Source organism: Agrococcus sp. ARC_14, from assembly GCF_022436485.1.
In the GTDB taxonomy this organism is placed as follows: domain Bacteria; phylum Actinomycetota; class Actinomycetes; order Actinomycetales; family Microbacteriaceae; genus Agrococcus.
The window spans coordinates 1,738,295-1,758,876 of sequence record NZ_JAKUDO010000001.1; the positions used below are offsets into that span (position 1 = coordinate 1,738,295).

The 20,582-nt window shown below is 70.9% G+C and carries 15 protein-coding genes; 9 read left to right on the forward strand and 6 right to left on the reverse strand.

All coding sequences use genetic code 11. The features are described from left to right. Window positions 1–2,949 carry a bifunctional [glutamine synthetase] adenylyltransferase/[glutamine synthetase]-adenylyl-L-tyrosine phosphorylase gene (locus MKD51_RS08600; RefSeq protein WP_240239903.1) on the forward strand — a complete coding sequence of 983 codons (2,949 nt, stop codon included), beginning with the start codon at window positions 1–3 and terminating at the stop codon, window positions 2,947–2,949. A 70-nt stretch (window positions 2,950–3,019) separates the two neighbouring features. On the opposite strand, the gene glnA is transcribed toward MKD51_RS08600, so the two are convergent. Together glnA and MKD51_RS08610 are read right to left on the reverse strand one after the other, a co-directional pair. After that, window positions 3,020–4,444, reverse strand: coding sequence for a type I glutamate--ammonia ligase (glnA, locus tag MKD51_RS08605; RefSeq protein WP_240239904.1), 1,425 nt, complete (start codon window positions 4,442–4,444; stop codon window positions 3,020–3,022). A gap of 103 nt (window positions 4,445–4,547) precedes the next feature. Further along, window positions 4,548–5,237, reverse strand: a complete 690-nt coding sequence (locus MKD51_RS08610; protein ID WP_240239905.1) for a DUF4191 domain-containing protein — start codon at window positions 5,235–5,237, stop codon at window positions 4,548–4,550. An 81-nt stretch (window positions 5,238–5,318) separates the two neighbouring features. On the opposite strand from MKD51_RS08610, the gene MKD51_RS08615 reads away from it, so the two are divergent. Then, window positions 5,319–6,677, forward strand: a complete 1,359-nt coding sequence (locus MKD51_RS08615; protein ID WP_240239906.1) for a hypothetical protein — start codon at window positions 5,319–5,321, stop codon at window positions 6,675–6,677. On the opposite strand, the gene sucB is transcribed toward MKD51_RS08615, so the two are convergent. The 3 genes from sucB to MKD51_RS08630 all read right to left on the reverse strand — a co-directional run bounded on the left by sucB (window position 6,674) and on the right by MKD51_RS08630 (window position 11,575). After that, complete coding sequence (gene sucB / locus MKD51_RS08620; protein WP_240239907.1) at window positions 6,674–8,620, reverse strand: 2-oxoglutarate dehydrogenase, E2 component, dihydrolipoamide succinyltransferase; 1,947 nt, start codon at window positions 8,618–8,620, stop codon at window positions 6,674–6,676. The genes MKD51_RS08615 and sucB overlap by 4 nt on opposite strands. Window positions 8,621–8,646: 26 nt before the next feature. After that, on the reverse strand, window positions 8,647–10,020 hold the full coding sequence (gene lpdA, locus MKD51_RS08625) for a dihydrolipoyl dehydrogenase (protein WP_240239908.1): 1,374 nt from the start codon (window positions 10,018–10,020) through the stop codon (window positions 8,647–8,649). 103 nt (window positions 10,021–10,123) lie between these two features. Next, a complete protein-coding gene (locus MKD51_RS08630; RefSeq protein ID WP_240239909.1) occupies window positions 10,124–11,575 on the reverse strand; it encodes a leucyl aminopeptidase in 1,452 nt (483 codons plus the stop codon). 45 nt (window positions 11,576–11,620) lie between these two features. Here MKD51_RS08630 and MKD51_RS08635 point away from each other — a divergent pair, with 45 nt between their 5' ends. The 6 genes from MKD51_RS08635 (at window position 11,621) to MKD51_RS08660 (ending at window position 17,932) form a co-directional block, all read left to right on the forward strand. Beyond that, window positions 11,621–12,541: a PAC2 family protein gene (locus tag MKD51_RS08635; protein ID WP_240239910.1), complete on the forward strand. Its 921-nt coding sequence runs from the start codon at window positions 11,621–11,623 to the stop codon at window positions 12,539–12,541. Then, on the forward strand, window positions 12,538–13,866 hold the full coding sequence (locus MKD51_RS08640) for an MFS transporter (protein ID WP_240239911.1): 1,329 nt from the start codon (window positions 12,538–12,540) through the stop codon (window positions 13,864–13,866). The genes MKD51_RS08635 and MKD51_RS08640 overlap by 4 nt, the downstream gene beginning before the upstream one ends. Window positions 13,867–14,031: 165 nt before the next feature. Then, the gene (locus tag MKD51_RS08645; RefSeq protein ID WP_240239912.1) at window positions 14,032–15,462 is read left to right on the forward strand and encodes an RNA polymerase sigma factor; all 1,431 of its coding nucleotides are present in this window, start codon (window positions 14,032–14,034) and stop codon (window positions 15,460–15,462) included. 121 nt (window positions 15,463–15,583) lie between these two features. Further along, entirely contained in the window at window positions 15,584–16,405 is an 822-nt protein-coding gene (locus MKD51_RS08650) for an amino acid ABC transporter substrate-binding protein (protein ID WP_240239913.1), read from the forward strand. Between the two features lie 83 nt (window positions 16,406–16,488). After that, on the forward strand, window positions 16,489–17,145 hold the full coding sequence (locus MKD51_RS08655) for an amino acid ABC transporter permease (protein WP_240239914.1): 657 nt from the start codon (window positions 16,489–16,491) through the stop codon (window positions 17,143–17,145). Then, on the forward strand, window positions 17,135–17,932 hold the full coding sequence (locus tag MKD51_RS08660; RefSeq protein WP_277603931.1) for an amino acid ABC transporter ATP-binding protein: 798 nt from the start codon (window positions 17,135–17,137) through the stop codon (window positions 17,930–17,932). Before MKD51_RS08655 ends, MKD51_RS08660 begins: the two co-directional genes overlap by 11 nt. Before the next feature lie 84 nt (window positions 17,933–18,016). On the opposite strand, the gene MKD51_RS08665 is transcribed toward MKD51_RS08660, so the two are convergent. Next, a complete protein-coding gene (locus MKD51_RS08665; protein WP_240240896.1) occupies window positions 18,017–18,208 on the reverse strand; it encodes a hypothetical protein in 192 nt (63 codons plus the stop codon). 253 nt (window positions 18,209–18,461) lie between these two features. On the opposite strand from MKD51_RS08665, the gene MKD51_RS08670 reads away from it, so the two are divergent. Then, window positions 18,462–20,546: a DNA topoisomerase IV subunit B gene (locus MKD51_RS08670; protein WP_240239915.1), complete on the forward strand. Its 2,085-nt coding sequence runs from the start codon at window positions 18,462–18,464 to the stop codon at window positions 20,544–20,546. Window positions 20,547–20,582: the final 36 nt, after the last annotated feature.

A 20,582-nucleotide genomic window follows, 5' to 3' on the forward strand; every position in this document is an offset into this window, starting at 1 on the left:
ATGCGCACCCCGTCACCCCGGTCGCGTCTGGCGCGACTGGGGTACCGAGAGCCGAGCAGGGCAGAGGCGTGCCTGGCAGAGCTGCCGGAGGCGCTGCACGGCTTGGTCGAGGAGTGCGCCCAGACCGCTGACCCTGACGCCGCGCTGCAGATGCTCGTGCGGTTCTCGCGCGCGGAGATCGATCTGTCGGATGCGCTGGCCGACGACGAGGGACGGGCGTCGCTGCTGCGCGTGCTCGGGGGTTCGCTCGGCATCGCCGAGCACCTCGAGCGGCACGCGGAGGACCTCGACGTCGTGCTGCGCCCGCACACGCCGAAGACCGCCGAGGAGTATCGCAGCAGCCTGCTCGAGTCTGTGGCTGCGGAGGCCGGTGCATCGACGCTGCCGCAGACCCACGCGGTCGGCGCGATGCGGGACCGCTACCGCCGGCACGTGGCAGAGCTCGTGGCGTGGGATCTCGCGCTGGAGGATCCGAAGGCGCGCGTCGACACGGTCTCCGCCGCACTCGCCGACCTCGCCTCCGCCGCCCTCGAGGCCGGCATCGCGATCGCCCGCGCCGCGGCCCGCGAGCGATTCGGCGCCGACGCCGATCGGGTGCGGCTCGCCGTGATCGGCATGGGCAAGACCGGCGCGCGCGAGCTGAACTATGTCAGCGACGTCGATGTGATCTGGGTGCACGGCGTCGATGACAGCAGCGTCGGCCACAGCGGCGTCGACGAGGCCAGCGCGCTCGACGATGCCCGCGCGACGCAGATCGCGACCCTGCTCGCCCGCGAGACGACCGCGGCGTGCTCGCAGTTCCAGGCGGCACCGCCGCTGTGGGAGGTCGACGCCAACCTGCGGCCGGAGGGCAAGGACGGCCCGCTCACCCGCACGCTCGCCTCGCACATCGCCTACTACGAGCGATGGGCGAAGTCGTGGGAGTTCCAGGCCCTGCTGAAGGCGCGCCCGATCGCCGGCGACGCAGACCTCGGCGCCGCCTACGACGCCGCGGTGCGCGCCAAGGTGTGGGAGTCGTCCGGACGCGAGGGCTTCGTCGACTCGGTGCAGCGGATGCGCGAACGGGTCACGGAGCACATCCCGGCCGACGAGGTCGACCGCCAGCTGAAGCTCGGGCCCGGCGGCCTGCGCGACATCGAGTTCACGGTGCAGCTGCTGCAGCTCGTGCACGGCGCCGACGACCCCTCGCTGCGGCAGCGCGGCACGCTCGAGGCGCTCGACGCCCTCGCGGCACGCGGCATCGTCGGCCGCACCGACCGTGACGAGTTCAGCGACCACTACCGGTTCCTGCGCGTGCTCGAGCACCGCATCCAGTTCTGGCGCATGCGCCGCACCCACCTCATGCCGCTCGAGGAGGATGCGCTGCGCAGGCTCGCCCGCACGGCCCGCGTCGGCACCGCAGCCGAGCTGACGAAGCAGTGGCAAGCCGTGCGCCGTGCCGTGCGCACGCTGCATGAGCGCATCTTCTATCGTCCGCTGCTGGGGGCGGTCGCCTCGCTCGACCGTGACGACGTGCACCTCACGCCGGAGGCCGCGCAGCGACGGCTGCTGGCATCCGGCTACATCGATCCCAAGGGCGCGCTGGCCCACATCGGCGAGCTGACCGAGGGGGTCTCGCGGCGCGCGCAGATCCAGCGACTGCTGCTGCCGGTGCTGCTCGGCTGGTTCGCGGAGGGCGCGGATCCCGACATGGGGCTGCTGGCCTTCCGGCGGCTGAGCGAAGCGCTCGGCGACAGCCCCTGGTTCCTGCGGATGCTGCGCGACTCGCCGGTCGCCGCCCGGCGCCTGACGAGCCTGCTCTCGTCGTCACGGCTGATCGGCTCGCTCATGGAGCGCCTCCCGGAGGCCGCCTGGTGGCTCGACGGCGACGAGCAGCTGCGCCCTCGCTCGGAGGAGGCGCTGCGCGAGGAGACCGCGGCGATCCTCGCCCGACACGGCGACGACACCGAGGCGGTGCAGCGGGCGCTGCGGGGCCTGCGCCGCCGCGAGCACCTGCGGGTCGCCACGGCGAGCGCGCTGCAGCGCATCGACGAGACGGCCGTCGGGGTGGCGCTCACGGCGATCGCGGCAGCGCTCGTCGATGCGGCCGTCACGCTGCACACGCCTGCGACGCTCGAGCTCGCGATCATCACGATGGGCCGCACCGGCGGCCGCGAGATCGGCTTCGGCAGCGACATCGACGTGATGCACGTCGCGCGCGGCGGCGAGGATCCGGTGGCGGTCGCCACGGTCGTCGTGCGCAAGGTGCAGGAGACGCTCGCCGACCCCTCGCTGCCGTTCGAGCTGGATGCGGGGCTGCGGCCGGAGGGCCGCCAGGGTCCGCTCGTGCGCACGCTCGAGAGCTACCGCACCTACTACGACCGCTGGTCGGAGCCGTGGGAGGCACAGGCGCTGCTGCGCGCGCGCCCGTTCGCCGGCGACGCGCAGCTCGCCGCCGAGCTCATGGCGGTGATCGACGAGCGGCGCTACCCGGCGGAGTTCCCGTCGTCATCGGTGCGCGAGGTGCGCCGCATCAAGGCGCGCGTCGAGGCCGAGCGGCTCCCGCGGGCCGCCGACCGCAGCAGGCATCTGAAGCTCGGCGACGGCGCGCTCAGCGACATCGAGTGGCTCGTGCAGCTGCTGCAGCTGCGGCACGCCGGTCGCATCCAGAGCCTGCGCACGCCGTCGACGCTCGAGGCGCTCGCCGCCGCGGCACGCGCCGACCTGATCGACGAGCGCGACGCGGCGGTGCTGCGAGAGGCCTGGCTGCTCGCCACCCGCATCCGCAACGCGCTGGCGCTGGCCCGCGCACGCTCGATCGATGTGCTGCCGGAGGACAGGGCCGAGCTGGAGGCGATCGCCCGGCTCGTCGGGCTTCCCGCAGGCTCGGCCGCGGCGCTCGAGGAGCAGTACCTCGCGACCACGCGCCGTGCCCGGCGCGTCTTCGACCTGCGCTTCTACGAGGACTAGCGACGCCCGTTGCGCAGAGAAGAGCGGGGCCGGATCCCCCCAAGAGATCCGGCCCCGCCGTGTGTGAGCGTCAGACGCCGTAGTAGAGCTCGAACTCGTACGGGTGCGGACGCAGCGCCATCGGCAGGATCTCGTTCTCGCGCTTGTACGCGATCCACGTGTCGATGAGGTCCTTCGTGAAGACGTTGCCCTCGAGCAGGAACTCGTGGTCCTGCTCGAGCGCCACGAGCGCCTCCTCGAGGGTGCCGGGCACCTGCGGGATGTTCTTGGCCTCCTCGGGCGGCAGCTCGTAGAGGTCCTTGTCGATCGGGTCCAGGGGCTCGATGCGGTTCTTGATGCCGTCGAGGCCCGCCATCATCTGCGCGGCGAACGCCAGGTAGGGGTTCGAGGCGGCGTCCGGCACGCGGAACTCGATGCGCTTGGCCTTCGGGTTGGAGCCCGTGACCGGGATGCGGACGGCGGCGGAGCGGTTGCCGGCCGAGTAGGCGAGGTTCACCGGCGCCTCGAAGCCCTTCACGAGGCGACGGTACGAGTTGATCGACGGGTTCGTGAACGCCAGCACCGCGGGGGCGTGCGCGAGCAGGCCGCCGATGTACCAGCGGGCCAGGTCGGACAGGTTGCCGTAGCCGTTCTCGTCGAAGAAGAGCGGCGTGCCCTCGAGCCACAGCGACTGGTGCGTGTGCATGCCGGAGCCGTTGTCGCCGTAGAGCGGCTTGGGCATGAAGGTGGCCGTCTGGCCCCACTGCTCCGCCGTGTTCTTGACGATGTACTTGAAGGCGAGGATCTCATCCGCCGCCTTCACCATCGTGTTGAAGCGGTAGTTGATCTCGGCCTGGCCGCCCGTGCCGACCTCGTGGTGGCTGCGCTCGACCTGCAGGCCGATCGCCTCGAGCTTCAGCACGATGTCGTCGCGCAGGTCGGCCTGCTTGTCGACGGGGGAGACGGGGAAGTAGCCACCCTTGTAGGGCGTCTTGTTGGCGAGGTTGCCGCCCTCTTCGACGCGGCCGGTGTTCCAGGCGCCCTCCTCGGAGTCGACGGAGTAGAACGAGGTGTTCGCCTTCACGTCGTAGCGCACGTCGTCGAAGATGTAGAACTCGGCCTCCGGGGCGAAGAACGCGGTGTCGGCGATGCCGGTCGAGGCGAGGTACTGCTCGGCCTTGTGCGCGACCTGGCGCGGGTCGCGGTGGTAGATCTCACCCGTGCGCGGGTTGTAGATGTCGAAGATCATCACGAGCGTCTTCGCGTCGCGGAACGGGTCGAGGTAGGCGGTCGTGACGTCGGGGATGAGCTGCATGTCCGACTCGTGGATGCTCGCGAAGCCGCGGATCGACGAGCCGTCGAAGAGCTGCCCGACGCTGAAGAACTCCTCGTCGACCGTCGAGGCGGGGATGTTGAAGTGCTGCTGCACGCCGGGAAGGTCGGTGAAGCGGATGTCGAGGAACTGCACCCCCTCGTCCTTGATATAGGCGAGGACCTCGGAGGAATCCTTGAACATGGTGCTCCTTGACTAGCGTGTTGGGGGTAGGCGGATGCCGTGACCTCGACGCTACGCGGGAGCCGTTGCCCGTCGGTGACGCCGATGTTTCGGCAGTGTTACGTCAGCGCGGGCGGCCGGGTCGCACGCGGCGAGGATCGATGCCCTTGGGGATCGGCAGGTTGGCCTGGCCGAGCGAGGTGAGGCGATTGGCCACGGCCATGACCTCGGCGCGGGTGAGCGTCTTCTTCAGCCTGCGCATCGAGCGCGTCAGCTTGCGCAGCTCGAGCGTCGAGTCGGGGCCCACCTCGAGCACGTGGACCGGCACGTTCGGCACGATGCGCTTGACCTTGCGCTGCTCCTCGCCGAGGATGCGCGCGACGCGCTCCCTCGGGCCCTCCGCGATCAGCACGACGCCGGGCTTTCCGACGGCGCGGTACACCGCATCCTGCGTCTTCGGGTTGACGCCCGTCGGCATCTCGCTCGTGTTCCAGTTGCCGCGCAGGCCGTTCTTCAGCACGGCGCCGACAGCGCCGGGGCGGCCCTCGATCTGTGCGAAGGCGATCTTCTCGGCGCGCCACGTGAGCGTCATCATCATCAGCATCAGGCCGATGAGCACCCCGGAGATGATCCAGAGCACCAGGAAGAGCGTGTCCTGGCGGAACACGATCGCGAGCACCGTGACGACGATGATGGGGCCGAAGAAGGCCAGCAGCATCAGTGGTAGCGCCAGCTTGTCGTTCTCGCGGGTCATCTTGAAGATCGACCACATCGTCTTGAGCCTGCCAGGCTCCTTCTCGGTGTCACGTGCCATGCGACCAGGATACCGGGGCGGGATGCCCGCGCTCTCCACAGATGCGAGCGCCGCTGGCGCGGGATCGGCGGATGCGATGGCATGGTCGCGCTCGTGACGGATGACGGTGCGGAGATCGCGGGCTACCCGCTCGTGCGGGCGCTGCGGCGCGACGGCGAGCGCGAGGTCTGGGTGGCGGCGGATGCGTCGGGTGTCGGCGTCGAGGTGCATCGCAGCCTCCCGGGCTCGGAGGCCGCGCTGGCGCGGGAGTGCGAGGCGCTGCTGGCAGTCGATCACCCGCATCTGGTGCCGATCCTCGACGTCGCGACCGATGGCGGCGCCGTGCTCGTGCGCCCGCTGCTGCCGCGCAGCCTCGCCGACTGGCTCGTGCAGCGCCGGGCGCCGGAGCCGGGGGAGGCCGTGACGGCGCTCGCTCCGATCGCGGCGGCGCTGGGCGCGCTGCATGCGGGCGGGGCGAGCGCAGGCGGCTGCGCGGCGCACGACGTGCGGGTCGATGCCGACGGCGCGCCGCTGCTCGTGGGGGCGGGCGCGCAGATCGAGACGGCGCGGCCCACCGCTGCGTGGCGCGAGGGCAGCGCCGGGGTCGCCGCCGACACCGCGGGGTGGCGGCAGCTCGCGGTCGCGCTGCTCGAGGCGGGCGGGTCGGCACTGCCGGTGGGGGTCGAGCGCGCGCTCGAGCAGCGCGACCTCGCCGCGGCCGGCGATGCGCTGCTCGCCGCCTGGCCCGGGCTGCCGCTCGAGCTGGATGCGCCGGCTGCCGCCCTGCCGTCGACCGAGCGGGTGCGGATGCGTCGGCGCGAGCGGGCGGTCGGAGTCGAGGCCGTCTGGGCCCGGCTCGCGCTGCTGACCGAGCGGCTCGTGGCGCTCGGCGGGCCGTCGGTGCAGCGGTTCGTGGCGGCCGCCGCGGCCGTGCGCCCACGCTTCTGGGCGATCGCCGGGGGAGGCGCGGCCGCGCTCGTCGTCACGGCTGTGCTGCTGTGGCCTGCCGGAGCCGCGGATGCGGGTGGGCCAGCAGGTGGAGGCACCGACGGCGCGCCGACGCCGACAGCGAGCCCGAGCGCCACGGACGAGCCGGCCGCGTCTCCCGTGCCGACCGCATCCGAGCCGTCGTCGGAGGCGCCGGCTTCCACCGAGAGCGATGCCTCGGAGGGGACAGAGGCCGACGAAGATCCGGTCGCGGCGGCAGCAGCGCTGCTCGCCGAGCGGGAGGCCTGTCTCGATGCGGATGACGCCGCGTGCCTCGTCGCGCTGCACGAGCCCGACAGCCCGCTGCTGCGCGCCGAGGACCCGTGGAGGATGCCCGACGACGGCACGCTCGAGGTCGTCCAGCGGATCGGGGACGCCTGGCTGCTGCGCGTCGCCTCAGAACGACCACCGGCCTCGGTGCTCATGATGAGCACCGAGGCCGGTTGGACGCTGCGCGACGCCTGGTCTGGCTAGACCTCGAAGGCACCAGACTCGAGCTGGGCCTTCACCTGACCCAGGTAGCGTGCCGCGTCGGCGCCGTCGATGATGCGGTGGTCGTACGACAGGGCGAGGAACACCATCGAGCGGATGGCGATCGAGTCCTGGCCGTCGACCGAGACGACGACCGGGCGCTTCACGACCGTGCCGACACCGAGGATGGCGCGCTGCGGCTGGAAGACCACGGGCGTGTCGAACAGCGCGCCGCGCGAACCGGTGTTGGTCAGCGTGAACGTGCCGCCCGCCAGCTCGTCGGGCTTGAGCTGGTTGTCGCGGGTGCGCTGCGCGAGGTCGGCGATCGACGCCGTGAGCTCCCTGATGCTCTTGGAGCCCGCGTCGCGGATGACCGGCGTGAGCAGGCCGCGCTCGGTGTCGACCGCCATCGAGAGGTTCTCGGTCTCGGGGTAGGTGATCGTCTCGCCGTCGTCCGTGGCATTGATGAGCGGATGCGACTTGAGCGCCTGCACTGCAGCCTGCGTGAAGAAGGGCAGGAAGGTGAGCTTGTTGCCGGTCTCCTGCTGGAACGAGGCCTTCTTCGCCTCGCGCAGCTGCGCGACCTTCGTCACGTCGACCTCGACCACCGTCGTGAGCTGAGCGAGCGTCTGCATCGACTCGACTGCGCGCTTGGCGACGACCTTCCGCAGGCGCGTGAGCGGTGCGGTGGTGCCGCGCAGCTCAGAGACCTCGACCTCGGCCGGTGCGGCAGCCGGAGCGGCCGATGCCGAAGCGGCCGGTGCGGCCTCAGCGGCCGACAGCACGTCCTCCTTGCGGATCCGGCCACCGACACCCGTGCCCGTGAGGGCGCTCAGGTCGACGCCGCGCTCGTTCGCGAGCTTGCGCACGATGGGCGTGACGTAGCTCGAGCTCGAGGCGGATGCCGCGGGAGCGGCAGGCGCAGGCGGTGCGGCAGGTGCGGGTGCGGCCGGTGCGGCGGCCTTGGGCTCCGCGGCCCTCGGTGCCTCCGCAGCCGGTGCCTCGGCTTCCGGTGCCTTCGCGGGCTCAGGCTGCTCGGTCGACGGTGCAGCTGGCGCTGCCTGGGGTGCCGGTGCGGCGTCCTGCGCCTCGGCGGAACCCTCTGCAGCAGCAGGTGCCTCGGCTGCCGGGGCCGCCTCTGCGGCGGGCGCTGCCTCGGCTGCCGGAGCTGCCTCCGCAGCAGGCGCAGCGTCAGCGGCGGGTGCTGCCTCTGCAGCCGGAGCCGCGGCGGCGGAGCCGCCGACGCGGGCGATGACGGCGCCGACCTCGACGGTGTCGTCCTCCTGGGCCAGGATCTCGGAGAGCGTTCCGGCGATGGGGGACGGCACCTCGGTGTCGACCTTGTCGGTGGAGATCTCGACGATGGGCTCGTCGACCGCGATCTCGTCGCCCACGGCCTTCAGCCAGCGGGTGATCGTGCCCTCGGTGACGCTCTCGCCGAGCTCAGGGAGCTTGATGTCCTGGCCCCCTGATGCGGGTGCCTCTGCCTGCGGTGCGGCCTCTGCCTGCTCGTCCGCCTCCTTGGAGGGCGACTCCTGGGCCTCGGCGGCCGACTCCTCGTCCGCCTCCTGCTCGGGCTCGCTGTCCGTGCCGGCGGCTGCGGTCTCGGAGGCGGATGCCTCGGCGGGCGCTGCCTCGGCGGGCGCAGCTGCAGCCGGTGCCGCCTCAGCCGGTGCTGCCTCGGCCGGCGCTGCCTCCTCGGGCGCTGCGCCTGCATCGCCGACGCGGGCGATGACGGCGCCGACCTCGACGGTGTCGTCCTCCTGGGCCAGGATCTCGGAGAGCGTTCCGGCGATGGGGGACGGCACCTCGGTGTCGACCTTGTCGGTGGAGATCTCGACGATGGGCTCGTCGACCGCGATCTCGTCGCCCACGGCCTTCAGCCAGCGGGTGATCGTGCCCTCGGTGACGCTCTCGCCGAGCTCAGGGAGCTTGATGTCAGTCATGGGTTCTTCTCTCCTGTGGCGATCGATCAGACGGCGTGCAGCGGCGTGCCGGCGAGCTTCAGCATGGTCTCGCCGAGCGTCTCGCCCTGGGTCGGGTGTGCGTGGATGAGCTGCGAGACGTCCTCCGGGTAGGCCTCCCAGTTGACGATCAGCTGCGCCTCGCCGATCAGCTCGCCCATCCGGGCGCCGATCATGTGGACGCCCACGACGGGGCCGTCCTTGACGCGCACGGCCTTCACGGAGCCCGCGGTGCCGACGATCGCGCTCTTGGCGTTGCCGGCCAGCGAGTACTCGTAGCTCTCGACCTTGTCCTCGCCGAACTTCTCCTTGGCCCTCGCCTCGGTGTAGCCGACGGAGGCCACCTCCGGGTCGCAGTAGGTGATCTTGGGGACGTTGATGTCCTCGACCATGCGCGGGCTCAGGCCGCCGATCTCCTCGGCGACGAAGATGCCGTGCTGGTAGCTGCGGTGCGCGAGCTGCAGGCCAGGCGTGATGTCGCCGACGGCGTAGACGCCCTTGACGTTGGTCTCGAGCCGGTCGTTCACGAGCACGAAGCCGCGATCCATCTCGATGCCGACCTCCTCGTAGCCGAGGTTCGCCGTCACCGGCCCGCGGCCGACTGCGACGAGCAGCAGGTCGGCGTCGACGGTCTCGCCGGTCTCGAGCGCGACGTGCACGCCCGAGTCGTCCTGCGTCACGCCCGAGAAGCGGGCGCCCAGCTTGAGCCCGATGCCGCGCTTCTTGAACGCACGCTCGAGCTGCTTCGAGACCGACTCCTCCTCGTTCGGGACGAGGTGGGGCAGGCCCTCGATGATCGTCACCTCGGCGCCGAAGGAGCGCCAGACGCTGGCGAACTCGACGCCGATGACGCCGCCGCCGAGCACGGCCACGCGCTGCGGCAGCCAGTCGAGCTGCAGCGCCTGCTCGCTCGTGATGACGTTGCCGGTGATCTCGAGGCCCGGGAGCGTCTTCGAGAACGAGCCGGTGGCGAGCACGATGCTCTTGCCCGTCAGCGTCTGGTCGCCGACCTGCACCGTGGTGGGGGAGGTGAGCTTGCCCTCGCCAGCGATCACGGGGATCTTCTTCGAGGCGATCAGGCCCTGCAGGCCCTTGAACTTCGATGCGACGATGCCGTCGCGGAAGCCGGAGACGCCAGCCATGTCGATGCCCTGGAGCTCGGCGGTCACGCCGGACTTGCCGGAGTCGCGCACGACGTCCGCGACCTCTGCCGAGTGCAGCATCGCCTTCGTGGGCACGCAGCCGCGGTGCAGGCAGGTGCCACCGAGCTTGTCCTTCTCGACGATCGCGACGGTCTTGCCGAGCTGCACGGCGCGCAGCGCCACGGCGTAGCCCGCGCTGCCTCCACCCAGGACGACGATGTCAAAGCTCTGATCGGACACGCACTTGCTCCTTATGAGTCTTCGTTGCCGCGCCGGTGGACGCAGCGGTGCACGGCAGTTCTTGCCCGTACCAGCCTAGCCCGATGCGCAGGCCCGGGTGGGGTCACTCGGCCGAACGCGACATCTTCGAGAGCGTGCGGAGCAATCCGCGCACCGCGACGCCCGTCGCGCCGGAGGGCATGAAGCCGAAGGGCGAGCCGTTGTTCGTCGACGGTCCGGCGATGTCGATGTGCGCCCAGGGGATGGGCGCGCCGTCGCGCTCGCCCACGAACTCGTTGAGGAAGGCAGCGGCCAGCAGCATGCCGCCCGCGCGGTTGCCGACCTTCGCGTTCGCGAGATCCGCGACGTCGGAGTCGAGCATCCCGATCATCTCCTCGGGGATCGGCATCGGCCAGACCTGCTCGCCCACCTCTCGCGAGGCGCGGACGACCGCGTCGACGAAGGCCGCGTCGTTGCCCATGACGCCGCTCACGCGGTCGCCGAGCGCGATCACCTGCGCGCCCGTGAGGGTCGCGACGTCGATGATCGCGTCCGGCTGCGCCTCGCTGGCGAGCACGAGCGCGTCGGCCATCACGAGGCGTCCCTCTGCGTCGGTGTTGGTGACCTCGACGGTCGTGCCGCCGCGCATGGTGATGACGTCGTCCGGCCGCGTCGCGGTCGATGAGACGAGGTTCTCCGCCAGGCAGAGGTGCGCGGTGATGCGGATCGGCAGCTGCAGCGCGGCGGCTGCGACCGTGACGGCGTAGACGGTGGCCGCGCCGGTCATGTCGTACTTCATGTGCTGCATCGACGCCGCCGGCTTCAGCGAGAGGCCGCCCGAGTCGAAGGTGATGCCCTTGCCGACCAGCACGACGTGGCGCGTCGCGTTCTCCGGCGCGTGCTCGACGGTGACGAGGCGCGGCGGGCGGCTCGAGCCCTGGCCGACCGCGACGATGCCGCCGAAGCCCTCCCGGCGCAGGCGATCCTCGTCGCGCACGACGACGCTCAGGCTGGTGCCCGCGGCCTCGGCGACGACGCGGTCGGCGAAGTCGACGGGGCTCAGCAGGTTCGGGGGCGTGTTCGCGAGGTCGCGCGTGGTCCAGACGGCCTGCGCGGCGATGCCCGCGCTCTGCACGGAGTAGGCCGAGCACTCGGCCTCGCCGGCGACGACCGCGATCTCGCACACGGCGGGCGCGTCGGCGGCCGGCTGGCGCTGCTCGTAGCGGTAGGCGCCCATCGCGGCGCCCTCGAGCACGGCCTGCACCTCTTCGCCCGAGGTGACCGGCAGCGCGAGCGCGATCGACGACACCTCGCGCAGCGCGCGCACCGCGGCGCCGGCGACCTCGCGCAGGCGGTCTGCGGTGACGGTGTCACCGAGTCCGACGAAGGCGATCGCGCGGCCGTCGACGACGGCGCGCGTGAGCTGCTCGCGCTTGCCGGTGATGCCGAGCGCGGTGAGCAGCTCGGAGTCGAAGCCGGGGACGGTGGGCGTCTCGCCTGCGAGCACGCCGTGCACGACGAGCTCGGCGGTGGCGTCCTCTGACCTGGCGATGATGGAGAGTGCGGGGAAGGGCATGGGTCACGAGGATACCGGCGCCCGGAGGCTCACTAGGCTGGGAGGGTGTTCGATCCCCACGAGCTGACGCTGCCCCTCGAGGACCTCGAGACGGTGCCGCACGGTCTCGATCTCGTCATCGCCATCCATGGATTCGTCGATGCGGGCTCCGCAGCGGAGTCTGCGGCGGCCGCGATCCTGGACACGCTCCCGTTCCGCGGCATCGTCGAGTTCGACACCGATCTGCTGATCGATCACCGCTCGCGCAGGCCGCGCATCCACTTCAACGAGGATCGGATCGACGAGTATCTGCCGCACTCGCTCACGCTGCTGCAGGTCGAGGACGACGCCGGCGCCCCGTTCCTGCTGCTGACCGGCCCGGAGCCCGACTGGATGTGGGAGCGGTTCACGGATGCGCTGCTCGAGCTGCACGAGCGGCTCGAGGTCGCCACGACCACGATCATCACGTCGATCGGCATGCCCGTGCCGCACACCAGGCCGCTGGTCTCGACCGTCTCCGGCAACCGGGCTGAGCTCATCGAGCAGTACTCCGCGTGGCGCCCGGTCTCGTCGGTGCCCGCCTCGATCATCCACCGCATCGAGCACCGCCTGCACCCCGTAGCACCGGTCGCGACCTTCACGGTGCTGGTGCCGCACTACGTCGGGGAGTCCGGCTCATCCGGGCCCGCGCTGGCCGCGCTCGAGGGCGTCACGAGCGCGACCTCGCTCGCGTTCCGCACGGAGGAGCTGCGGCAGGCCGACCGAGAGTTCCAGCAGCTCGTGGCGCAGCAGATGGAGACCAACGAGGAGCTGCGACGCATCGTGCACACCCTCGAGGCGCGCTACGACGCGTTCATGGCGCAGTCGCCCGTGCGCTCGCCGCTCACCGACGAGGACGGCACGCTGCCGAGCGCCGACGAGATCGCCGAGGAGCTCGAGCGCTACCTGAAGGGGCGCGGCCGTCCGGGAGCGGATCCGCGCGGATGAACAGCGCTCGTTCCTGGCTCGTCTGGGGCATCGGCGCGGTCGCCTACATGATCGCGATCCTGCACCGCTCATCGCTCGGCGTCGCAGGCCCGGCCGCCGCAGAGCGCTTCGAGGTGCAGGCGACACTGCTGTCGACCCTCGGCGCCGTGCAGATCGGCGTCTACGCAGCGATGCAGATCCCGGTGGGCGTGCTGGTCGATCGCTTCGGCCCCCGGGTGCTCATCGCCTCCGGCGCGCTCATCATGGCGAGCGGACAGGTGCTCGTCGCCTTCTCGGAAGAGCTGCCGCTCGCCGTCGTCGGCCGTGTCCTGGTCGGCCTCGGCGACGCGGCGACCTTCATCTCCGTCATCCGGCTGCAGTCCGGGTGGTTCACCGGCCGGATCGTCGCGCAGATGTCGCAGTGGACCGCCGTGAGCGGCCAGCTCGGCCAGCTCGCGTCGGCGGTGCCGTTCGCGTGGTTCCTGCACGAGGCGGGCTGGACGCTCTCGTTCGGCACCCTCGCTGTCCTCGGCGTCGTGGCGTTCGTGCTCGTGCTGCTGCTCGTGTTCGACGCGCCACCCGGCGGTGCGCCGATGACCGGCTCGATCGATGTGCCGGAGGGATGGTGGCCACGGCTGAAGGGCGCGTTCCGGCAACCGGGCACCCGGCTCGGCTTCTGGACGCACTTCTCGCTGCTGGCCTCGACGAACGTCTTCATGCTCCTGTGGGGGTTCCCGCTGCTCGTCGAGGGTCTGGGCTACAGCACTGCCGCCGCCGCAGGCCTCATGTCCGTCGTCGTCCTGACCGGCATGATCGTCGGCCCCATCGTGGGCATCACCACCGCACGCTTCCCGTTGCGGCGCTCCACGCTCGTGCTGGCCATCGTCGCTCTCGTGATCGTGACCTGGAGCGTCGTGCTGCTCTGGCCGGGGCACCCGCCGGCGTGGCTCGTGGTCACCCTCGTGGTGGTGCTGGGCATCGCAGGCCCCGGCTCGACCGTCGGGTTCGACTTCGCGCGCACGTTCAACCCGCTGCGCGTGCTGGGCTCCGCGAACGGCATCGTGAACATCGGCGGCTTCCTCGCCTCCTTCGCGCTCATGCCGGTGATCGGCATCGTGCTCGACGTGGTCCACTCGGTGCGCACAGCTGCGGGGGAGCAGGTGGCCCTCTATGACTGGGAGGGCTTCCGGATCGCGCTCGCCGCGCAGCTGGTCATCCTGCTGCTGGGCTTCGGCATGGTCGTGCGTATGCGTCGCATCACGCGCTCGAAGCTGCGCGAGGAGGGCATCGAGGTCGGGCCGATCTGGCGGGCCGTCGCGCGCTGGATGCGCGATCGGAAGGCCTGAGCGCGCGAATCACCCTGGCTGGGAATGCCTATGCCATACGCAGCGCTATACTGTCAAGACCGACCCAGTCGAGACCGGCGCCCGCCGCGGGACTTGACATGGGTCCTTCGACTGCCCTCAGTTGCCTGCACTGGGTCTGGGCGCCCGAGACCGACCGGAGGCCGCATGCCAGCCAAGGACACCACAACGACCGCGAGCCGCAGCTCCGCCAAGGCTGCGACCGACACGACGCAGGCGCCCGCCACGAAGGCTCCTGCGAAGAAGGCGCCCGCCACGAAGGCGGCCGCTACGACCACGACGAAGGCTGCTGCGAAGCCCGCGACCGCCAAGGCGCCCGCAGCGAAGGCGACGACGGCGAAGGCCACCGCGGCCAAGGCACCGGCGAAGACGACTGCTGTCAAGGCTCCCGCGAAGGCCACCGCCGCGAAGACCAAGGCAGCGGCCGCCAAGGCCGCTGCAGAGGCTGCTGAGACCGTCGAGGCACCTGCCAAGAAGGCTCCCGTCAAGCGCACCGCCACGCGCCGCAAGGCCGCTGACCCGGTGGCGGAGGCGGTGGCCGACGAGTCGACCGAGGAGACCGACACCGAGGACGACGAGGAGAAGGTCCACGTCGAGAAGCTCCCGACCGGCGCGCTGCGCCTCTCGGGCGACGACGACGAGCCCGCTCCCACCCAGATCACGGGTGCGACAGCCGACCCGGTCAAGGACTACCTGAAGCAGATCGGCAAGGTCGCGCTCCTGAACGCCGAGCAGGAGGTCGATCTCGCCATGCGCATCGAGGCCGGTCTGTTCGCCGAGGAGAAGCTCTCGATCGACGGCGAAGGCCTCGAGTGGCAGCTCAAGCGCGACCTCACCCGCATCGCCCGTGACGGGCAGCGCGCCAAGAGCCACCTGCTGGGCGCCAACCTGCGCCTGGTGGTCTCGCTCGCGAAGCGCTACACCGGCCGCGGCATGCAGTTCCTGGATCTCATCCAGGAAGGCAACCTCGGTCTCATCCGTGCGGTCGAGAAGTTCGACTACACCAAGGGCTTCAAGTTCTCGACCTACGCCACCTGGTGGATCCGCCAGGCGATCACGCGTGCGATGGCCGACCAGGCACGCACGATCCGCATCCCCGTCCACATGGTCGAGGTCATCAACAAGCTGGCCCGCGTGCAGCGCCAGATGCTGCAGGATCTCGGCCGCGAGCCGAGCCCCGAGGAGCTGGCGCGCGAGCTCGACATGACCCCTGAGAAGGTCATCGAGGTGCAGAAGTACGGCCGCGAGCCCATCTCGCTGCACACGCCTCTCGGTGAGGACGGCGACAGCGAGTTCGGCGACCTGATCGAGGACACCGAGGCGGTCGTGCCTGCCGACGCCGTCGGCTTCACGATGCTGCAGCGCCAGCTCGAGTCGCTGCTCGACTCGCTCTCGGAGCGCGAGGCGGGCGTGATCCGCATGCGCTTCGGCCTGGGCGACGGCATGCCGAAGACGCTCGACCAGATCGGCGACACGTTCGGCGTCACGCGCGAGCGCATCCGCCAGATCGAGTCGAAGACGATGGCCAAGCTGCGCCACCCCTCGCGCTCGCAGCAGCTGCGCGACTACCTGGAGTGATCCGCTGCACGTGACCAGCGTCACGAGAGGAGACAGGCCGACCCGGAATGCCGGGCCGGCCTGTTTCTTTGCCTCCTCGACTCGTTCTAAGATGGAGTGTTACCCCCAAGAAGGAGAGCTCATGTCTCGCGCCCGCACCACCGCCCGTCTTGCCGTCGTCGCCGGCGTCGCAGCCGCATCCGTCGCACTGGCCGGATGCTCGACCACTGCTGACTCCGGCGAGGAGGCCGCTGGCCTGACGCTCGAGCAGGTGCAGGAGGCGGGTGTGCTCGTCGTGGGCACCGAGGGCACCTACTCGCCGTTCTCGTTCCACGAGGACGGCGCGGGCGAGCTGACGGGCTACGACGTCGAGATCATCACGGCGGTCGCCGAGCAGCTCGGTGTCGAGGTGGAGTTCCAGGAGGCGCAGTGGGACGCCCTGTTCGCCGCGCTCGACTCCGGTCGCGTCGACGTCATCGCCAACCAGGTCTCGATCACCCCGGAACGCCTCGAGCGGTATCGGTTCTCTTCGCCCTACACCTTCTCGCCCGGTGTCCTGGTGGTCGCCGAGGACAGCGACATCCAGTCGTTCGACGACCTCGCCGGCCGCACGAGCGCGCAGTCGCTCACGAGCAACTGGGCCGATGTCGCCGAGGGCGCCGGTGCACAGATCGAAGAGGTCGAGGGCTTCGCGCAGGCCGCAGAGCTGCTGCGCGCCGGCCGCGTCGACGCCACGGTCAACGACAGCCTCACCTTCCTCGACTACGAGCAGTCGCAGGGCGGCGAGACGGGCCTGCGGGTGGTTGCCGAGACCGAGGAGACGAGCGAGAACGCGCTCGCCTTCCGCGCCGGCAGCGACACGCTCGTCGAGGCCGTCGACGAGGCGCTCGCGTCGCTCGCTGCCGATGGCACGCTCGCCGACATCTCGGCGTCGTACTTCGGCGAGGACGTCTCGCAGCCGTGACGCGCATCGCACCGCATGCGGCCCGGGCAGCAGCTCGGGCCGCATCGGCGTTCGCTGCCGGCGCGGGCGCGTAGGGTCGACCCGTGGACTGGGAGCTCATCGGGTCATCGGTCGGCCCGATCGTGCTGGGCGCGATCCAGGCCACGATCCCGCTGACCGCCGCCTCGTTCGTCCTAGGCATCGTCATCGCGGTCGCGATGGCGCTGGCTCGGATCTCGGGCATCGCGTGGCTCTCCGGCATCGCCCGCGTCTACATCTCGATCATCCGGGGCACGCCGCTGCTCGTGCAGCTCTTCGTGATCTTCTACGGCATGCCGCAGATCGGCATCACGCTCGACCCGTGGCCGAGCGCCATCATCGTGCTGTCGATGAACGTGGGCGGCTACGCGGCCGAGATCATCCGTGCCGCGATCCTCTCGATCCCGCGCGGGCAGTGGGAGGCCGCCGCGATGGTCGGCATGTCGCGTGGTCAGGCGCTCTGGCGCATCGTGCTGCCGCAGGCGGCGCGGGTCTCGGTGCCGCCGCTGTCCAACACGCTCATCTCGCTCGTGAAGGACTCCTCGCTCGCCTCGCTCATCCTCGTCACCGAGCTCTTCCGGGTCGCGCAGCGCATCGCAGCGCCGAGCGGCGAGTTCATCGTGATCTACTCGCTCGCCGCGGCGGTCTACTGGGTGATCTGCCTCGTGCTCGCGTTCGGCCAGGACCGCCTCGAGAGGAGGCTCGAACGCTATGCCGTCTGATGCCGTCACTCCACCGGGGATCCAGCCCTCCGGCCTGCTGCTCTCCGCCCGCGCGCTGCACAAGTCGTTCGGCGACAACCACGTGCTGCGGGGCGTCGACCTCGACATCGCCCCTGGCACCGTGCACGCGCTCGTCGGGCCCTCAGGCTCCGGCAAGACGACGGTGCTGCGCTCGCTCAACGGCCTCGAGACGCCCGACTCCGGCACGCTGCGCATCGGCGAGCTCGAGCTCGACTGCTCGCGACCCCGCAGCCGCAGGGAGCGCGCCGAGCTGCACCGCGCATCCGCCATGGTCTTCCAGCAGCACCAGCTCTTCCCGCACCTGACGGTGCTCGGCAACGTCACGATCGGCCCGCTGCGGGTGCAGGGCAGGCCCCGCGACGAGGTGATGGCGGATGCGCTGGCGCTGCTCGACCGCGTCGGCCTGCGGGAGAAGGCGGATGCCTACCCGTCGTCGCTCTCCGGCGGCCAGCAGCAGCGCGTCGGCATCGTGAGGGCGCTCGCGCTCGCGCCGTCGATGCTGCTGTTCGACGAGCCCACCTCGTCGCTCGATCCCGAGCTCGTGGGCGAGGTGCTCGCGGTCATGACCGAGCTCGCGCAGGAGGGCTGGACGATGGCGGTCGTCACCCACGAGCTGCGCTTCGCGCGCGAGGTCGCCGACCAGGTGTCGTTCTTCGCCGAGGGCGTGGTCGTAGAGCGCGGCGCTCCCGAGCAGGTGTTCGGTGACCCGCAGCACGAGCGCACGAAGCGCTTCCTGCAGCGGCTGCAGGGGCCGTTCGGGCGCTGACGGCGCGCTCGGGCAGACGCGAAAGCGGCCCGCCCCTCGGTGGGGTGGGCCGCTCTCGCTGTCGGTCTCGGTGGGACGCTCGGGTCAGCGCTCGTTGAGCCGCTCGGACTCGTCGTGCCACACCTTCGCGAGCGGCTGCAGCGCGTCGCGGTGCTTCGCTGCGTGGTGGGCGCAGAAGAGCAGCGTGCCGCTCTCCATCGTGGCGCGGACATACGCCTGTGCTCCGCAGCTGTCGCAGCGGTCGAGCCCGCCGAGCGGCGCGCTCGCGTCGTCCATCTCGAGCGTCGTGGTCTGGATGTCGTTCACGGTGCCCTCCTCGCTTCTTGCATTGCGTCTATCGTCGCATGTCTCACCGGTGGTTCGGCGCCGATCGCCTGGCGGTTCGCCAGCGGCGCAACCCCGTGCCGAGCCGCGTGGCCTGCGGCGACGCAGGCGTCCTCGGCCGTAGGCTGGCAGGCGCGCTCGCAACGGCGCCGGATCACGGCGCGAGCATCCCGGGCGCGTCCGACGCACGACATTGGGGGATCGGTTGGCACGCGCGGCATCCGACTACTCGGCACGGCACCTGACCGTCCTCGAGGGACTCGAGGCGGTGCGCAAGCGCCCGGGCATGTACATCGGCTCGACCGACTCGCGCGGCCTCATGCACTGCCTCTGGGAGATCATCGACAACTCGGTCGACGAGGCGCTCGGCGGCCACGGCACAGAGATCAGCATCATCCTGCACAAGGACGGCTCCGTCGAGGTGAAGGACGTCGCGCGCGGTCTGCCGATCGACGTCGAGCCGCGCACGGGCCTGACCGGCGTCGAGGTGATCTTCACGAAGCTGCACGCGGGCGGAAAGTTCGGCGGCGGCGCCTACCAGTCCTCCGGCGGGCTCCACGGCGTCGGCGCATCCGTCGTCAACGCCCTCTCCGCGCGCCTCGACGTCGAGGTCGACCGCGAAGGCGCCACCTGGGCGATGTCGTTCCACCGCGGGGAGCCCGGGGAGTTCCTCGATCGCGGGGACGAGCCCTCGCCCGACGCGACGTTCCTGCCGTTCACGGATGCGTCGAAGCTGCGGAAGATCGGCAAGGTCGGCAAGGGGGTCACCGGCACGCGCGTGCGCTACTGGGCCGACCCGCAGGTGTTCACGAAGGGCGCCGAGTTCCTCGCCGACGAGCTCGCCCGCCGCGCGCGGCAGACCGCGTTCCTGGTGCCGGGCCTCGGCATTCAGATCAACGACGACCGCGGCGAGGAGCGCGTCGTCCACGACTTCCGCTACGACGGCGGCATCAGCGAGTTCGCCGAGTACCTGGCGCCCGACCCTGCGCTGACCGGCACGTGGCGTCTGACAGGCGATGGCGACTTCAAGGAGACCATCCCGGTGCTCGACGAGGAGACCGGTCACATGGTCACCCGCGAGGTCGACCGCACGTGCGAGGTCGACATCGCGCTGCGCTGGGGCACCGGCTACGACACGGTCGTGCAGACGTTCGTGAACATCATCGCGACGCCCAAGGGCGGCTCGCACCTCGCGGGCTTCGAGCAGTCGCTGCTGAAGCTCATCCGCGACCAGGTGGCTGCCAACGCGCGCAAGCTGAAGGTCGGCGGCGACAAGGTCGAGAAGGATGATGCGCTCGCAGGACTCACCGCGGTCGTGACCGTGCGACTGCCGGAGCCGCAGTTCGAGGGCCAGACGAAGGAGGTGCTCGGCACGCCCGCCGTGCGCCAGATCGTGGCGCAGGTCGTGCAGCGCGAGCTCGGCGGCATCCTCACCTCGTCGAAGCGCGACGAGAAGGCGCAGGCGGGGCAGCTGCTCGAGAAGGTCGTGAGCGAGATGAAGGCGCGCATCTCGGCGCGCTCGCTCAAGGAGACGGCGCGGCGCAAGAGCGCGCTGGAATCGTCGTCGCTGCCGGTGAAGCTCGTCGACTGCCGCTCGAACGACGTCGCGCAGACCGAGCTGTTCATCGTCGAGGGCGACAGCGCGCTCGGCACCGCCAAGCCCGCGCGCGACAGCGAGTTCCAGGCGATCCTGCCCATCCGCGGCAAGATCCTCAACGTGCAGAAGGCCTCGATCGCCGACATGCTCGGCAACGCGGAGTGCGCCGCGATCATCCAGTCGATCGGCGCGGGCTCCGGCCGCTCGTTCGACCTCAGCCAGGCGCGCTACGGCAAGGTCATCATGCTCGCCGACGCCGACGTCGACGGCGCGCACATCCGCACCCTGCTGCTCACGCTCATCCACCGCTACATGCGTCCCCTCATCGACGAAGGGCGCGTCTTCGTCGCCGTGCCGCCGCTGCACCGCGTGCTCGTCAAGCACCGCGGGAAGCCCGACGAGGCGGTCTACACCTACTCGGACGCCGAGCTGCATCGCACGCTCGCGCGGCTGAAGAAGGCCGGCAAGACCTGGCACGAGCCGCCTCAGCGCTACAAGGGCCTGGGCGAGATGGATGCCGACCAGCTGGCCGAGACGACGATGGATCGCTCGCGCCGCACGCTGCGTCGCGTCACCATCAGCGATGCCGAGCGGGCGATCGAGATCTTCGAGCTGCTGATGGGCAACGAGGTCGCCCCGCGCCGCGAGCTCATCGTCACCTCGCAGGTCGACCGCGACCGCATCGACGCCTGAGTCGCGGGCGCGCAGCCGAGCCGGGTGGCGCCCCAT

Excerpts from the sequence above, each read along its gene's own strand:
- MKD51_RS08600 (WP_240239903.1), top strand. The coding sequence starts at position 1 with ATGCGCACCCCGTCACCCCGGTCGCGTCTGGCGCGACTGGGGTACCGA.
- glnA (WP_240239904.1), bottom strand. The coding sequence starts at position 4,444 with ATGTTCAAGGATTCCTCCGAGGTCCTCGCCTATATCAAGGACGAGGGG.
- MKD51_RS08610 (WP_240239905.1), bottom strand. The coding sequence starts at position 5,237 with ATGGCACGTGACACCGAGAAGGAGCCTGGCAGGCTCAAGACGATGTGG.
- MKD51_RS08615 (WP_240239906.1), top strand. The coding sequence starts at position 5,319 with ATGGTCGCGCTCGTGACGGATGACGGTGCGGAGATCGCGGGCTACCCG.
- sucB (WP_240239907.1), bottom strand. The coding sequence starts at position 8,620 with ATGACTGACATCAAGCTCCCTGAGCTCGGCGAGAGCGTCACCGAGGGC.
- MKD51_RS08630 (WP_240239909.1), bottom strand. The coding sequence starts at position 11,575 with ATGCCCTTCCCCGCACTCTCCATCATCGCCAGGTCAGAGGACGCCACC.
- MKD51_RS08640 (WP_240239911.1), top strand. The coding sequence starts at position 12,538 with ATGAACAGCGCTCGTTCCTGGCTCGTCTGGGGCATCGGCGCGGTCGCC.
- MKD51_RS08645 (WP_240239912.1), top strand. The coding sequence starts at position 14,032 with ATGCCAGCCAAGGACACCACAACGACCGCGAGCCGCAGCTCCGCCAAG.
- MKD51_RS08650 (WP_240239913.1), top strand. The coding sequence starts at position 15,584 with ATGTCTCGCGCCCGCACCACCGCCCGTCTTGCCGTCGTCGCCGGCGTC.
- MKD51_RS08660 (WP_277603931.1), top strand. The coding sequence starts at position 17,135 with ATGCCGTCTGATGCCGTCACTCCACCGGGGATCCAGCCCTCCGGCCTG.
- MKD51_RS08665 (WP_240240896.1), bottom strand. The coding sequence starts at position 18,208 with ATGGACGACGCGAGCGCGCCGCTCGGCGGGCTCGACCGCTGCGACAGC.